At 70.7% G+C, this 15,271-nt stretch carries 10 protein-coding genes, 2 tRNA genes and 1 riboswitch; of the genes, 3 read left to right on the plus strand and 9 right to left on the minus strand.

Annotation, left to right across the window (positions count from 1 at the left end; translation table 11 throughout):
* Positions 1 to 11: 11 nt before the first annotated feature.
* Positions 12 to 169, minus strand: a riboswitch (cyclic di-AMP (ydaO/yuaA leader).
* 256 nt (positions 170 to 425) lie between these two features.
* From ACFZDJ_RS45160 to ACFZDJ_RS45175, 4 genes are all read right to left on the minus strand, one after another.
* Positions 426 to 1,643 (minus strand): SpoIIE family protein phosphatase, encoded by a 1,218-nt coding sequence (locus tag ACFZDJ_RS45160; protein ID WP_391068171.1) that lies wholly within the window; start codon positions 1,641 to 1,643, stop codon positions 426 to 428.
* A gap of 62 nt (positions 1,644 to 1,705) precedes the next feature.
* Positions 1,706 to 1,897 carry a hypothetical protein gene (locus tag ACFZDJ_RS45165; protein ID WP_390938001.1) on the minus strand — a complete coding sequence of 64 codons (192 nt, stop codon included), beginning with the start codon at positions 1,895 to 1,897 and terminating at the stop codon, positions 1,706 to 1,708.
* A gap of 167 nt (positions 1,898 to 2,064) precedes the next feature.
* A tRNA-Met gene (locus ACFZDJ_RS45170) sits at positions 2,065 to 2,138 on the minus strand.
* A 73-nt stretch (positions 2,139 to 2,211) separates the two neighbouring features.
* Positions 2,212 to 3,354 (minus strand): dihydrofolate reductase family protein, encoded by a 1,143-nt coding sequence (locus ACFZDJ_RS45175; RefSeq protein WP_385386773.1) that lies wholly within the window; start codon positions 3,352 to 3,354, stop codon positions 2,212 to 2,214.
* Positions 3,355 to 3,426: 72 nt separating this feature from the next.
* Here ACFZDJ_RS45175 and ACFZDJ_RS45180 point away from each other — a divergent pair, with 72 nt between their 5' ends.
* Together ACFZDJ_RS45180 and ribA are read left to right on the plus strand one after the other, a co-directional pair.
* Positions 3,427 to 3,930: a MarR family winged helix-turn-helix transcriptional regulator gene (locus tag ACFZDJ_RS45180; protein ID WP_385386771.1), complete on the plus strand. Its 504-nt coding sequence runs from the start codon at positions 3,427 to 3,429 to the stop codon at positions 3,928 to 3,930.
* Positions 3,931 to 4,134: 204 nt separating this feature from the next.
* On the plus strand, positions 4,135 to 4,761 hold the full coding sequence (gene ribA / locus ACFZDJ_RS45185; RefSeq protein ID WP_390938004.1) for a GTP cyclohydrolase II RibA: 627 nt from the start codon (positions 4,135 to 4,137) through the stop codon (positions 4,759 to 4,761).
* Between the two features lie 72 nt (positions 4,762 to 4,833).
* On the opposite strand, the gene ACFZDJ_RS45190 is transcribed toward ribA, so the two are convergent.
* The 5 genes from ACFZDJ_RS45190 to ACFZDJ_RS45210 all read right to left on the minus strand — a co-directional run bounded on the left by ACFZDJ_RS45190 (position 4,834) and on the right by ACFZDJ_RS45210 (position 13,533).
* Positions 4,834 to 4,906, minus strand: a tRNA-Lys gene (locus tag ACFZDJ_RS45190).
* Positions 4,907 to 5,015: 109 nt separating this feature from the next.
* A complete protein-coding gene (locus tag ACFZDJ_RS45195; RefSeq protein ID WP_384923841.1) occupies positions 5,016 to 6,551 on the minus strand; it encodes an amino acid permease in 1,536 nt (511 codons plus the stop codon).
* A gap of 58 nt (positions 6,552 to 6,609) precedes the next feature.
* Positions 6,610 to 9,699: an FG-GAP-like repeat-containing protein gene (locus tag ACFZDJ_RS45200; protein ID WP_391068174.1), complete on the minus strand. Its 3,090-nt coding sequence runs from the start codon at positions 9,697 to 9,699 to the stop codon at positions 6,610 to 6,612.
* Between the two features lie 242 nt (positions 9,700 to 9,941).
* Positions 9,942 to 12,131, minus strand: coding sequence for a DEAD/DEAH box helicase (locus ACFZDJ_RS45205; protein ID WP_391068177.1), 2,190 nt, complete (start codon positions 12,129 to 12,131; stop codon positions 9,942 to 9,944).
* Positions 12,132 to 13,182: 1,051 nt separating this feature from the next.
* On the minus strand, positions 13,183 to 13,533 hold the full coding sequence (locus tag ACFZDJ_RS45210; RefSeq protein WP_067377126.1) for a metallopeptidase family protein: 351 nt from the start codon (positions 13,531 to 13,533) through the stop codon (positions 13,183 to 13,185).
* A 94-nt stretch (positions 13,534 to 13,627) separates the two neighbouring features.
* Here ACFZDJ_RS45210 and ACFZDJ_RS45215 point away from each other — a divergent pair, with 94 nt between their 5' ends.
* Positions 13,628 to 15,220 carry a metallophosphoesterase gene (locus ACFZDJ_RS45215; protein ID WP_391068180.1) on the plus strand — a complete coding sequence of 531 codons (1,593 nt, stop codon included), beginning with the start codon at positions 13,628 to 13,630 and terminating at the stop codon, positions 15,218 to 15,220.
* Positions 15,221 to 15,271: the final 51 nt, after the last annotated feature.

The following is a 15,271-nucleotide window of genomic DNA, read 5'->3' on the forward strand; positions in this document are numbered from 1 at the left end:
GTGGGCGTGCTCCTTTCCTTCCTTCTCGCCTACCGGGTTAGCTGACGGGTTCGGAGCAGGAAGGTCTCCTACGCGCGTCAACCCACGGTGTCTCCACCGCGAAAGACGCTCGATTCACCCCAAGTTGGTGGTTCCCCGGTTCCCTTGCGGGATTCGGCGCGTGCGCACGGAGCCGACTCTTGTGACGGCTGGGACGACCGCGCTGCGTTATCGAACGTTAATAGACACGGGTACCGGATTCCAAGCTGTTCGTACTGATCATTAACCACTTTTGGCCAGGACTTACCGGCCATGAGCGGCGGAAATCGGGCGAGTTGACCGCACCCTCCTACCCGGCAGTTATTTGACGGTGCGTCAGTTGTTATGCGGAGGGACATCGACCGATCACCCCTCGTGACAACGATCAAGAACGCCCCTTCCCGTGACTACGGCCGCCGTACGGCGAGCAGTGCCATGTCGTCCGTCAGTGCGCCGCCCGTGTGCCGCCGGACCTCCTCCGAGAGCGTGGCCAGCAGGACGTCGGGGCCGGGGAAGGTCCGTCCGGCCAGACGCGCGGCCGGATCGTAGAAGCGCCCCTGCGCGTCGCGGGCCTCGGACAGTCCGTCCGTGTGGAAGAGGAGCGTGGCCCCGTGCGGGAAGCGCGCCTCCTGCGCACGGTCCGGCCAGCTGCCCAACTCGCCCATGCCGAGCGGCAGTGCGGGGTTCGCGGCGGCGAGCGTGACCAGCGTTCCGTCCGCGTGCAGGAGCAGCGGCGGCGGGTGGCCACGGTTGACGATCCGTACGAGGCCGCCCTCGTGCGTGATCTCCGCGAGGACGGCGGTGGTGAACCCCTCGAAGGCGTCGAGGCCCTTGCGCCGGGTGCCCTCGCGGACCAGCGCCCGCTCCAGCCGCTGCGCGACCGCCTCCGGCGTGGCCTCCTGCTCGGCCGCCTCCCGGAACGCCCCGATGAGCACCGCGACGGCGGCCACCGCTTCCATGCCCTTCCCGCGTACGTCGCCCACCGCCAGCCGTACACCGTGCGGGGAGTCCTGCACCGCGTACAGGTCGCCGCCGATGAACGCGCCCGCCTGCGCGGCCTCGTAGCGCGCCGCGACGTCGAGGCCGCCGATCCGCCGGTCGGGTTCCGGCAGGACGGCACGCTGGGCCGCCTCGGCGATCTGGTGGGCCGAGGCCAGTCGTTCGTCGGTGCGACGGACGAGGATGTTGATGAGCACGGCCAGCACGCCGACGGTCGCCACGGTGGCGACCTGCGTGAGCGCGTCCACCTTGAAGACGATGCCGAGCCGGATGTGGATCGTGAGCACCGCGACGAGCGCCGCGATGCCGGTGAGCACGGTGCCGCGCAGCGAGAAGAGCGGGGCGGCCACGAGCGGCGCGGCCGTGAAGAGGGGGCCCGCGGTGAAGGCCATCGGGGTGAAGTAGTCGTAGAACGCGCCGACCAGGATGAGCAGCGCGGGCAGCACCCGGGCGAGGTTTCGCGCGCAGGAGATCCGGCTCCGGTCCGCCTCGGCCGGGCGGGGCACCGGCTCGTCCCCCAGCCCCGGATCGGGCACGGGGACCCCGGGCGATCGCCCACCGGACCGGTCGTTCGGCTCGTCGTTCGGCTCCTCGGCCCGCTGCGCGCCTCCTCGCTGCTGCCCCACCCGTCCAGGCTTCCCGGCGCGGGGGCGGGGGGCGAGTGGTGAGGGGCCGACCGGGGGATGCGTCAGTCCGAGCCCGACCACCGGACGCCGCCGGCTCCGCCGCGCCCGTGGTGGTGCCCGGCCGGGGCGACGACGGTCCCGCCGTCCGGCACGAAGTCATGACCGCCGTGGCAGACCCCGAGGAACAGCGCGCACGCGGCGAGCAGCAGCGCGAGCGCCGGCGCGCGCCGGACCAGCCACCGAGGACAACTCATAGTGAGCGGAAGACTACAGAAAGTCGGGTCGGCAGGGAAAATCGGGGCGGGACGGCAAACAGGAAAGCCGGGCGGCGGGAAGCCCGGGACGGCAAGAAACCCGGGACGGCAAACGGGAAAAACCAAGGGCCGGAACTCGTTTCCGAGTTCCGGCCCTTGGCCTTCAGTAGCGGGGACAGGATTTGAACCTGCGACCTCTGGGTTATGAGCCCAGCGAGCTACCGAGCTGCTCCACCCCGCGTCGTTGAAATTAGTGTACGCCATCCGCGGGGCCCGATTCACCAGGCTTTTCGCGGACGACCGCGGGGCCGCCCCTACCCGGCCGCGAGAAGGTGCCGATTGGGCGCCACGGCCCGCTCCTCGAACTCCGGCAGTACGACGACATCCGCCCCCGCGGCCACGAGCAGACCGTTCCCGTCGGCCCCCGTCACGAACGTGTCGGGCTCGCGCCACGCGGTGACCACCCGCCGTACCCCCGCGTCGAGGATCAGCCGCGCACAGGGCGCGGGCCGGGACGCCCGCCGCGCGCACGGCTCCAGGCTGCTGTACACGGTGGCGGAGCGAAGGCGCGGATCCGCGGCATCGATCTTCGCGAGCGCCGCCTCCTCGGCGTGCACGACGGGGTCGTCGCCCTCCCGTGAGTGCCCGCGCGCCAGCTCGGTGCCGTCGGCCGCCACCACCACCGCCCCCACACTGAACGCCGTCTCCGAGGGCGGGCACAGCGCCGCCAGCTCGCAGGCGACGCCCAGCCAGTGCCGGTCCGCGGCGGAGGCGAGAGCGCCCGCCCCGGGTGCGGTGGGGACGTAGCGGATGAGGACGACGTCCCCGACCGGCCGTGTCTCCACCAGCCGCATCCGGCCCGGCGGATATCCCCCGGGTCCGAACAGCCGTGGCGCGTCCGGCTCCCCCACGAAGAGCGGCGCGACGGCGAGCTGCAGCTCGTCCGCCAGCCCCTGTGCCATCAGCTGGGTGTGCACGCGCCCCCCGCCCTCGACCATGAGCCGCCGCACCCCGCGTACGTCGTGGAGGTGTTCGAGCACGACGCGCCAGTCCAGCTCGGCGCCGATCGGGACCACGTCGACGTCCAGTCCGCGCAGGGCGTCGGTGGCGCGTTCGGCGCCCTTGTCCGTCGTGTAGACGACCTTCTCGCCGCCCGTGCGCCAGAACTGGGCGTCCGGGTCGAGGTCGCCGGAGCCGCTGACGGTGACTTTCAGCGGGTACTCCGGGCGTCCGGCGGCGGTCCGCGCCGCCCTGCGCTCGGCGGAGTTGACCAGCAGCCGGGGGTTGTCCGCGCGGATGGTGCCGGCGCCGATCAGGATCGCGTCGCTGGACGCCCGCACCTCGTCGACCCGGTCGAAGTCGGCCGGGCCCGAGAGCAGCAGGCGTTCGGGGCCGGTGTCGTCCAGGAAGCCGTCGAGGGAGACGGCGGCGGACAGCAGGACATAGGGATGGGGCATGGGGCGCACCCTCCAGCTCCGAGCGCAGGGCTCCTAGTGGTTCAAGTTTTAAACAATACCTAGACTGGCGGCATGACGACCCGCTGGCTCTCCCCCGCCGAGCAACGCGCCTGGCGCGCGTACAACGCCGCCACCTCGCTCCTGGAGGACACGATCGACCGGCAGCTCCAGGCCGAGACGGGCATGCCCCACCTTTACTACTCCATCCTGGCCATGCTGTCCGAGGCACCGGACCGGCGGCTGCGGATGACCGACCTCGCCGAGATCCTGAAGATCACCCGCAGTCGGCTGACGTACGGCGTCACCCGGCTGGCCAACGACGGCCTGGTGCGCCGGGAGGGCTGCCACAGCGACAAGCGCACCCAGGTCGCGGTCCTCACCGACGAGGGCATGGCCGTTCTGGAGCGGGCGGCGCCGGGTCACGCGGAGCAGGTCATGAGGGCGGTCTTCGACCAGCTGACCCCGGAGCAGGTGGGACAACTGGAGGAGATCTGCGGGGCCATCACCCGCGGCATCCAGGGGGAGAACCCCGGGGCCTGCGGGGAAGATCTGCCGTGGCGGCGGCGTTCTTCGTGAGTCGGCGACGACGTTCCTCGTGAGCCGTACGACAGCACTCTTCGTGAGCCGTACGACACAGAATCGAGCAAAGCCGTTGCTTGAACTTTAAAGCACCGTGTACTGTCTGTCTCCGAGGCAGTGCTTCAAAACTGAAGCACCAGCGGCACAACTCGCACCCCACCCGCTGGACTCGCACCACACCCGCTGGACCGGAGAGACAACATGCGCGATTTCCCCACCGCCACGGTGCGCACCCGCGTCACTGTGCCCCTGCGTTTCGGCGACGGCTACTCGGTCGCCGCGGAGTTGGTCACCTTCCACGGCCTCGCCGACGACAAGGAGCACCTCGCCGTCGTGCTCGGCAAGCCCGGCGCGACCCCGCTGGTGCGGCTCCACTCCGAATGCCTGACCGGTGACGTCTTCGGCTCGGCCCGCTGCGACTGCGGCCCGCAGCTGCGCGAGGCGGTGGAGCAGATCGCGGAGCGCGGCGGAGTGCTCCTGTACCTCCGTCAGGAGGGCCGCGGCATCGGCCTCTACAACAAGCTCGACGCGTACGCCCTCCAGGACCAGGGCCTCGACACCTACGCCGCCAACGCCGCGCTCGGCCTGCCCGAGGACGGCCGCGACTACACGGCGGCGGCCCAGATGCTCCAGGCCCTCGGCATCGACGACCTGGACCTGCTCTCCAACAACCCGGACAAGGCCGAGCAGCTGCGCGACCTCGGCGTCACGGTCTCCCACCGCGTCCCGACGGGCGTCTTCACCACCGCCCACAACGTGCGCTACCTGCGCGCCAAGGTCCTCCAGACCCAGCACACGCTCCCCCTGCCGGAACTCACGGCGGGCTGAGCCGTCGGGCCCCACGCTCCCCGAACACACCGAAGCCCCAGGTCAGATTCCCTCTGACCTGGGGCTTTTCGGTAGACCCTGTGGGACTCGAACCCACAACCAATGGATTAAAAGTCCACTGCTCTGCCAATTGAGCTAAGGGTCCACACGCCGGCCCGGATCGATCCCGTGCCGATGCATCCCCGAGCATAGCCGGACGAGGCCAGGACTCCGATCGGGTATCGGCGTCCCGGCCACGCCAACAGCGAACAGCCCTATGGATCAACCGGTTCGGGCGCGGCCTTGCGCGCCGCCACGCGGGCGACCGTGCGGGCGTGGTCGGGGTTGAGGAACCAGTGGCGGGCCGAGGCCAGCCACCAGGTCGCGGCGAAGCCGAGGACGACGAGGACCGCGGCCGGGGCATAGTTGAAGGTCTCCCAGGTGACCGGCGAGACCTGCGGCAGCATGAACAGGACCGTGATCACGACGACCCAGGCGACCGAGACCACGCCGATCGCGCGCGACCAGCGGCCCAGGTGCCACGGCCCCCGCTCGAACGCCTCCCCCTTGCGCAGCCGCAGCAGCGTCGGGATGACATACGCGATGTAGAGCCCGATCACGGCGATCGACGTCACGGCCGCGTACGCCGTGACATTGATCAGGTACGGCAGCCCCAGCACGAGCGCGCCCAGTGCCGCCAGCCACACCGCCGCGACCGGCGTGCGCGTGCGCGGGCTCACGGTGTGCCAGACGTGCGAGAACGGCAGCGCGCCGTCCCGTGAAAACGCGTAGATCATGCGGCTGTTGGCGGTGACGGACGCCATCCCGCAGAAGAGCTGCGCGCCGATCACGACCAGGAGCAGGAGCTTGCCCGCCGTCGCCCCCAGCGCGTCGAGCAGGATCTGCGCCGGCGGCGCGCCCGTCGCCGAGCCCAGTTCCTTGTCGTACGACTGGATGGCGAAGGTGAAGCCCAGCAGCAGCACGAATCCGGCTATCCACGAGGTCCAGATCGACTGCACGATGCCCTTCGGGCCCGCCGTCGACGCGTCGTGCGTCTCCTCCGTCATATGGGCGGAGGCGTCGTACCCGGTGAAGGTGTACTGCGCCATCAGCAGGCCGATGAGGACGACGTACACGCCGCTGCCCCAGCCCGTGTTGTTCACGAAGTGCGTGAACACGAAGGACGCCGACTGATGGTGGTCCGGTACGAAGGCCAGCGCGCCCACGATCACCCCGACACCCAGCACGTGCCACCACACGCTGATGTCGTTGAGGAGGGCGACGATCCGGACCCCGAAGGTGTTCAGCAGCCCGTGCAGGACGAGGATCCCGGCGAAGAGCAGGATCGTACGGCCCGGCGTGATCGTGAAGTCGAACTGCAGGTTCAGATACGCGCCCAGGAAGGACGCCGCGCCGAAGTCGATCCCGGCGGTCACCGCGACCTGCCCGAGAACGTTGAACCACCCCGTGAACCAGGCCCAGGCGGCGGCCGACCTCGCGGGCGCCAGCCGGTGGGCCCAGAAGTACAGCCCCGCCGAGGTCGGATAGGCCGAACAGATCTCGGCCATCGACAACCCGACGAACAGCGTCATCAGTCCGACCGCGACCCACCCCCACATGATCACGGCGGGGCCGCCGGTGTTCATGCCGAACAGATACAGCGTCAGGCACCCCGAGAGAACCGAGATGATCGTGAACGAGACCGCGTAGTTGGAGAACGCCGACATACGGCGGGCGAGAACCTGCGTGTAGCCGAGCTGGGCAAGCCGTTCTTCGTCCGACAGCCCACTCGCCTTGGCGTCATCTGTCATGCCCCCAGCGATTCCCTCGCTGGGGGATCGACATGCACCGATCAAGACGTGGGGTTGGCTAGAAAAGGCCCTTGTAGCCCTGCCAGCCGCTCCCGATCTTCACCCGCGTCGCGAACGACCCCTTGCCGGTGCCGTTCTGACGGTACAGATTGCCCGCGGTGTCCCGCGCGACCAGATCCGCCTTGCCGTCGCCCGTGATGTCCCCGGCGCCGACGACGACGTCGTACGACCCGCCCCAGCCCGCGAACACCTTCGTCCGCCCGCCGAACGACCCCGTGCCGGTGCCGTAGTAGCGGTACAGGGTGTTGGTCTTGTCCTGGGCGAGCAGGTCACCGATGCCGTCGCCGTTGAGGTCACCGACGCCGACGACCTTCTTGTACGTCTTCCAGTCGGCGTACAGCTTCACGCGCGCGGACAGCTTGCCCGTGCTCGTGCCCTTGTAGAGGTAGACCGTGCCGGTCGCCGCGTTGCGGGCGATCAGATCCGGGCGGCCGTCGCCGCTGATGTCACCGGGCGAGGTCAGGACGTCGTACTGGTTCCAGCCGCTGGTGCCGAGCGAGGTGTACGCAGTCGACGGCTTCAGCGTGCCGTAGCAGTCCGGCTTGTACGCACGCAGTGCCCCGCTGGTCAGCCGGACCAGGACGTCGTTGCAGCGGTCGCCGCTCAGGTCGCCGAACGGCACCACCTTGTTGGTCGTCGTCCAGCCGCTGCTGGTGCCGAGGTTCACGGAGAACGTGCCCTTGCCCGAGCCCTGCCGGAAGCCCAGCGTGCCCGAGGAGCTGAGGGTGAGCAGGTCGCCGACGGAGTCGCCGCCGCCGATGTAGTCGTGGCGGGCCGGCGCGGCGCCGAACAGGGAGACCGTGCCGCTCGCCGTCACCGGGGCGCCGACGCCGTCGGCCGGTGTGACGGACAGCGTCCAGTCGTACGACCCGTTCGTCAGGTACGCCCCCTTGGCGTCCGTCCCGAACCAGCCCACCTTCACCTCGCCGCGCGTCTCACCGCCGTCCCGCGTGTCCACGACCTTGCCGGTGACGCGACTGCGCACGGTCAGCCGCCAGCCCGCGGCCGGCTTCGACAGCAGCAGGGTGGTCAGCGTGGACGGCGTCGTGTCGATCTCCTGCGCGACGAGGGTGGACGCCGAGTCGACCGGGGCCAGCAGGCGCAGCGGCTGCTGGGTGACGCCGGTCGGCACGAGGTGCACGCGCTCCTGGTCGTCGACGTAGGCCACGTTCCCGGTCGACTCGTCGACCGTCCAGCGCACCTCGCGCTGGGAGATTCCGGTGTCGGGCAGTGCGCCGATCACGCGGCTCACGGGTGTGCCGTCCGCGACCGTCGTGAGGACCAGTTGCCCGGCCTGTCTGTCGTGCGTGACGACGAATCCGTCGCCGAGTTCCGCCTCGCCGGCCGGGACGGGCACGGACTTCTTCGCCGTACGGTCGTAGACGCCGGCCGTTCCGTCGGCGCAACTCCAGTACAGCCAACGGCCGTTGGCCCGCAGTTCGGTGGGGGCGCAGCCGGCGTCGGTGGTGAGGGTCTCGGTGGTCTTCTTCGTGGTGAGGTCGTACGCCGTGACGGTGCCGGGGGTGGTGCCCCGGGTCCACAGGGTGTCGCCGGAGAGGGCGGCGGCGCCGGGCGTGCGGGTGAGCGCCGGGGCGCCGTAGTTGCCGATCTTGTAGACGGTCTGCGCGGTGTCCGTCGTGTGGATCAGGTACTGGCCGGACACGTCGGTGATCCGGCCGCCGGCGGGGACCGTGCGCTCCCAGAAGGTGTACGGGGCCGGCCCGTTGACGCGAATGCGGTCGCTGGTCGCGGTGTCCTTCGTCACCCAGGCGGCGCGACCGTCGGCCGTGCCATGGAGCTGGGAGCAGCCGACCTCCGTCGCCGGGCAGGTGTCGAGGTTCAGGTCGGTGCCGTCGAACGACGAGCGTGCGCCGAACACGGGGGTGCCGGTCACGGCGACGGTCCGTACGTAGTCGTCGCGGTGTCCGCCCGGGCCGCCGGTGTCGGCGACGAGCAGCCGCCCCTGTTCCAGGGACAGTCCCTGGATCTTGACCGGCGGCTTGGGCAGAGCCCTGACCTGGGTGACGACCGGACTGCCGCCCGGGCCCGGCTGGATGCGCTGGACGCCCCAGTCGTCGGCGGTGGTGCGGCCGATCAGGACGGCGGTGCCGTCGGAGACGGCGGAGGAGTAGACACCCGACGAGGGCATCAGGGTGACCGTGGGGCCGCCCGCGATCGGTTTGGCGATCACCGCCGTACCGCCGCTGGGCCGGTGGACCAGCCAGTCGCCGACGACGGCGAGATCCTGCGCGGGGTTCACGCTGCCGCTGCCCGACAGCGTGACCTCGGTCGGGGCCGCCGACAGGTCGGAGCGGGAGAACACCTGCACGGCGGTCTCGTTGACGTTGAACAGGACCACGTGCTCGGCGGTGACCTGGGCCCTGAGGTAGACCTTGGAGCGCGGCGGGGTCCAGTCCCGCACCTGCCCCGTCCGCCGGTCGACCATGACCGACAGGTACTGCCCGTCCTTCGAGGCCTGGAACAGCAGCCCGTCGGCGTCACCGCCCAGGGGCTGCCCGAGGTTCACTCCCGCGGGCACTCCGCCGACCGGCACGTCACGCGTGCTGCCGTCGGGCTCCGGGAACAGCAGGTGCATCTCCCGCCAGGTCGTGCCGTTCTCGTCCTGCACGCCTCGGTAGGCGACCGCCAGGTCGCTGTACGCGGTGAGCAGCGTCAGGCCCGAGGGTGTCTGCAGGGTGCGGGTGGTCCCGTCGACCGCGTTCCACAGGTCGACCCGGCCCTCCGCGTAGCGGTACGCGAGAACGTCGCCGCCGGTCCCCCAGGTACTGGTGACCCCCGCCGGCCGCGTCACGGGCACCGACGTTCCGTCCGCGTACCGCGTCCAGACCAGCCCGGACCCCTCCAGCGTGTGGAAGACGCCCTGCTGTCCCGCGCCGTCGTGGCCGCCGGCCGTCGACCCGCTGTAGAGCTCGGCCGAGGTGTAGGTGCCGCGCAGTGTCGCCGGCACCACCGTCTCCTGCGGCGCGTCCGCGACCGCCGTCGGCGACGGCAGCAACGGGCTCAGGCCGGCCGCCAGCACCGCGGAGGCGGCGACGAGACGCAGGCGCACGAAGGCATGACGAGTCAAGAAGACCCTCCCCGAAAAACGAGACGGGACGCGCACCGCTTCTCGATGCCCCCGGCCCCCCGGCCGTCGCATCCGTCTCAGAAGTCGGCTGATCGTACAGCGAGTTCAAAGTCTCGGGAAAGTCTTTTCGAATGGTGCGGGGGCACGGGCGCGGGCACGGAAAACGCCGTGGCCCCCACCGGATCGGTGGGGGCCACGGCGTTCGGTCAGCGGTCGCGGACGTCAGCAGACGTCAGCGGACGTCAGCCGTTGCGCTTCCAGCGGGGCTTCTCGTCGCGGCGGCCGAAGGAACCGGTGCCGGTGCCAGTGCCGGTACCAGTGCCGGTGCCGCGGTGGTCGTCGCGACGGCCGTACGGACGGTCGTGGCTGCCGGCGCGGAAACCGCTGGAGGGACGGTTGTCCTGGCGGTCGCGGTTGAAGGGGCGGTCGCTGCCACGGTGGCCGCCACGGTCGTCGCGACGCTCGAAGGTACGGCCGGCGGCGCCACGGTCGTTGTCACGGCGGAAGCCGGAGGAACCGCGGTCGTCACGACGCTCGAACGAACGACCACCACGGTCGCCGTCCCGACGGTCACGGTCGAAGCCGCCACGGTCGTCACGACGGTCGTTGTCACGGCGGAAGCCGGAACCACCGCGGTCGTCACGACGCTCGAACGAACGACCACCACGGTCATCACGACGGTCGTTGTCCCGACGGAAGCCAGAGCCACCACGGTCATCACGACGCTCGAACGAACGACCACCACGGTCATCACGACGGTCGTTGTCCCGACGGAAGCCGGAACCACCACGGTCACCGCGGTCACCACGGTCGTTGTCGCGACGCTCGTAGTTGCCCCGCTCGTCACGGCGCTGACGCGGCTCGTAGGACGAACGCTCGGCGACAGGCTGCTCGGACACGGCCGGCGTCTCGGCCGGGGCCTCGGCCACCGCCTGCTCCGCCAGGGCTTCCGCGGCCGCGACGACCGCCGCCTCCGGGTCCTCGCCCCGCTCGCGCGCGGCACGGGCCACCAGACGGTCGGCCTCCCCACGCAGCTCGACCGCACGACGCTGCGCGCGCTCCAGCTCCTTGGTGAGCTGCGAGACCTCACGCTCGGCCTGCTGCGCGGCGTCGCCGGCCGACTGGGCCTGGACCTCGGTCATCGAGCGGGCGCCGGTGATCTCGGCGACCTCGGGCTCGAAGGCCGTACCGGAGTTGATGATGTGACGCGCGGCGTCGACGCCCGCGTCCTCCATCAGCCGGAAGATCTGACGGCGCTGGTGCGGCAGGGAGAGGGACACCACGGTGCCGCTGCGGCCCGCGCGGGCCGTACGGCCGGAGCGGTGCAGGTAGTCCTTGTGGTCACCGGCCGGGTCCACGTTCAGGACCAGGTCGATGCCGTCGACGTGAATACCGCGGGCGGCGACGTCGGTCGCGACGAGCGCGTTGACGTAACCGTCCTTGAAGTCGGCCAGCGTCCGGGTCCGCGCGCCCTGGGTCATGCCGCCGTGCAGCGCGTCGGCCTTCACACCGGCGTCGCGCAGCTGCTCGGCGATACGGTCGGCGCCCAGCTGGGTGCGGACGAAGATGATCGTGCGGCCCTTGCGGGAGGCGATCGCGGCGGTGACCGGCGCCTTGTCCTTGGGCTTCACGATGAGGATGTGGTGGGACATCGTCGTGACGTTGCCCTGGGCGCTGTCGACCTCGTGCGTGACCGGGTTGGTCAGGTAGCGCTTGACCAGCGTGGAGATCTCGTTCTCCATCGTGGCCGAGAACAGCATCCGCTGGCCGCCGGCCGGGATCTGGTCGAACAGCTCGGTGACCTCGGGCAGGAAGCCCAGGTCGGACATCTGGTCGGCCTCGTCGAGAACGGCCACCTGGACGTTCTCCAGCGAGCAGGCGCCACGGTTGATGATGTCGCGCAGACGGCCCGGGGTGGCGACGAGGACGTCGACGCCGCGCTCCAGGGCGTAGATCTGGTTGCCCATCGACGTACCGCCGCAGACGACCTTCATCTTCAGGCCGAGGACGTCGCCGTAGGGCTGCAGCGCGTCGGCGACCTGCATGGCCAGCTCACGGGTCGGCGTGAGGATGACGGCGCGCGGCTTCTTCTTCTCGGTGTGGCCGCCGGCGAGTCGCGCCAGGGTCGGCAGTCCGAAGGAGAGGGTCTTGCCGGAGCCGGTGCGGCCACGGCCGAGGATGTCCTTGCCGGCCAGGGCGTCCGGGATGGTCGCGGCCTGGATCGGGAACGGGGTGGTCACACCGTTCTGGGCGAGCTTGCGGACGACGCCCTCGGGGAGGCCGAGGGAGTCGAAGGTGATCTCGGGGGCGGCCTCGACGGCCTCGACGGTCTCGACCATCTCCACGGTCTCGACGGCGGCCTGGATGCCCTCGTTGTTGTCGTTCTCGTTGTTCTCGGGCACGACGACGTGATCAGTACTGGAAACAGACATGCGAAATGCGAACCTTCCGGAGTTCTTCGGCACGCGCCCAAACTCCGTGAAGTCGCAATCGACCGCCTCTATGCGGTCCGGCCACGGCAAGGGAGAGTACGCGCCACACGCGGCGCTCTCTGCAATGGCGCCGGGCAAATGGGATCAAACGATCTACCACCATACGCACCCCCAACCCCTGAAGGCAAACTGACCCTCAAAGGGGCAGGTCAGGCACGTAGGGGAGGTCTTACGTCTGCTGGCAGGGGTTCCAACACCAGCGGTGGCCGAGCATATTCCCGCCCCCTCCGCCGACTTTTCCGCCACCCCTCCAGTCGTCGGTCCTCCGCCCCTCCCCGCCGCCCCGTCCACCACCCCGCTCACGCCGGTTGGCCCGCCCGCGGTGCCGGCTCCCGATCCACCAGCTGCGTGGTCTGCTCATGCGCCGAGGACGAGGGCTCCGCCGTGGTCGGATCGGGCGTCGACGTCACGGGCGGTGGCGGGGGAGGGGGCGGCGGAGTCGGATCGGACGTGGCGTGCGTGGGACTCGGCACCCCGTTCGACGGTGGGGGCTGCTCCGGCTGCCCCTTGCCGTCCCCCTTGCCCGTCGCCCTGGCGGACGGCTTCGCACCCCCGGAGGCCGACGCGGACGCGGACGCCGACCCGGAGGACGACTCACCGGGCTTGGCGGAGGCACCGCCCTTCACACCCGTCCCCCCGTGGAACCCCCCACCGCCCCCGCCCCCCGCGGACCCCCCGTCGGGAGCCTGGCCGCCGTGCCGCCCGGCCGAGTGCGCGGGCCCGGGCCGGCCCGCGTCGTCACCCACGCTCATACATCCGGCGGCGGACGCGACGACGATGACCGTGGCGGCCAGACGGACGGGTACGTACAAGGCGCGCACGGGCAGCCACCTCCGGAGGGGGTCTCCCCTGCTCGGCGAGGCCGAGAGCCTGGGGATGGATCGGGGAGTCCCCCTGCCCAACTCCCGCCGCCCACAAGAGGACACGCGGGAACATGACACACGTCCCGAGCCCCCGGGGCGTCAGCCCCCGCCACCCACTCCCCGCTCGCTCACCCGTAGCCGAGCGCGTGCAGCCGTTCGTCATCGATCCCGAAGTGATGCGCGATCTCGTGCACCACGGTGACCTCGGTCTCCGCGACCACGTCCTCCCGCGTCTCGCACATCCGCAGGGTCGGCCCCCGGTAGATCGTGATCCGATCCGGCAGCACCCCCGCGTACCACTCCCCGCGATCGGTCAGGGGAGTTCCCTCGTAGAGCCCGAGCAGCTCGGGATCGGCGGGGTCGGGCTCGTCCTCGACGAACACCGCCACGTTGTCCATCAACCGCGTCAGCTCCGGCGGAATCCGGTCCAGCGCCTCGGCGACCAGTTCCTCGAACTCCTCGCGCGTCATCTCCAGCACACCGCCATTGTCCGGTACGACCGCCGCGCAGGAGAGTCGACGACAACCCCGTACGCCCCGCATACCCACCCCCGCACTTGGGCATACGGGACCAATGGCCCGCGTCCCCGCTGCCGTCACCACCGCCATATCCGCCGTCACCACCACCCTGACCCGCAAGCACCACACCCTCCGCTCCCGCCACCTCCGCCGCACCCGCCGCTTCCGCCCCGTCACCGAGCAACTCGTCCAGCAGCCGAACCCGTACACCCGGGCGCTCGGCCTGCTGGCGGTCGTCCTCCTCGGCGCCTGGCTGGGCCTGCTGATCGTGGGCAATGTGCGCGTCCCGGTCGGTCCCATGAACACCACGATGACCCTGCGCCCCTCGGTCACCGGCGGCACCAAGATCAACGTCTCCCCGCTCGGCGCCCTGGAGCTGAACAGCCACATCGCCCCGGTCCGCCTCGACGTGAACGTCGACCAGCTCGACCCGGTCCGCGCGCAGGCCCTGGTCGACCACCCCGAGCGGCTCTCGGGCCTGCAGGACGAGGTCGCGCACGACGTCGAGCACGGCACGCTCGACCTGGCCGTACGGTCCTGCGTCGCGGTCGTGTCGGGCGCCACGGCCCTCGGCCTCGCGGTCTACCGCCGCCCGCGCCGCGCCCTGGCCGCCGGCGGCCTCGCCCTGACCCTGCTCACCGCCTCGGGCGCGACGGCCTTCGCCACCTGGAACCCGAACTCGGTGCTGGAACCGAGGTTCTCCGGACTGCTCTCCTCCGCCCCCTCCCTCGTCGGCAACGCCCGCAACATCGTCAGCGAATTCAACGTCTACCAGGAGGAGTTGGCACGTCTGGTGACGAACGTGACGAAGCTCTACGACGTCACGTCCACGCTCCCGACGTACGAGCCGGACCCGTCCACGATCCGGGTCCTGCACGTCTCCGACATCCACCTCAACCCCGCGAGCTGGAAGATCATCGCGTCGCTGGTGAAGCAGTACTCGATCAATGTGATCGTCGACTCCGGCGACACCATGGACCACGGAACGTCGGCCGAGAACAGCTTCCTGGACCCCATCCCCGACCTGGGCGCGCCCTACATATGGGTGCGCGGCAACCACGACAGCCTCGTCACCCAGCGCTACCTGGAACGCATGAAGAACGTGCACGTCCTGGACGACGGCCGCGCGATCACGGTCGCGGGCCTGCGCTTCGCCGGCATCGGCGACCCCCAGTTCACTCCCGACCGCTCGGTCGTCCCGGGCGGCGACGCGGCGGAGGATCTGGCCGGCGCCCGCCTGGCCTCCGCCCTCCGCGACCAGCGCACGGCAGGCACCCCCGTCGACATCGCCATCGCCCACGAGCCGTCGGCGGCCCGCGGGACGGACGGCGAGGTGCCCCTCGTCCTGGCCGGTCACCTCCACCACGAACAGATGGAGGTCATGAAGTACGGAACCCGCCTGCGCGTCGAGGGCTCGACGGGCGGCAGCGGCCTGCGCGCGATCGAGGGCAAGTACCCGGACCCCATCGAGGCCTCGGTCCTCTACGTCGACCGCGACACCCGCCGCCTCCAGGCCTGGGACGAGATCAAACTGGGCGGCCTGGGCCTGACGACGGCCGAGGTCAGCCGCCACCTCCCGAAGGAGAACCAACCGGGCGCGCCCCGGTCCTCCTCCCCGTCGCCGACCACCCCCACGACCACCCCGTAAACCGTTTTGGCGATACCTCCCGCCATCCCATATGCTTCTCACGTCCCCGAC

This window comes from Streptomyces sp. NPDC007896, assembly GCF_042959425.1.
In the GTDB taxonomy this organism is placed as follows: domain Bacteria; phylum Actinomycetota; class Actinomycetes; order Streptomycetales; family Streptomycetaceae; genus Streptomyces.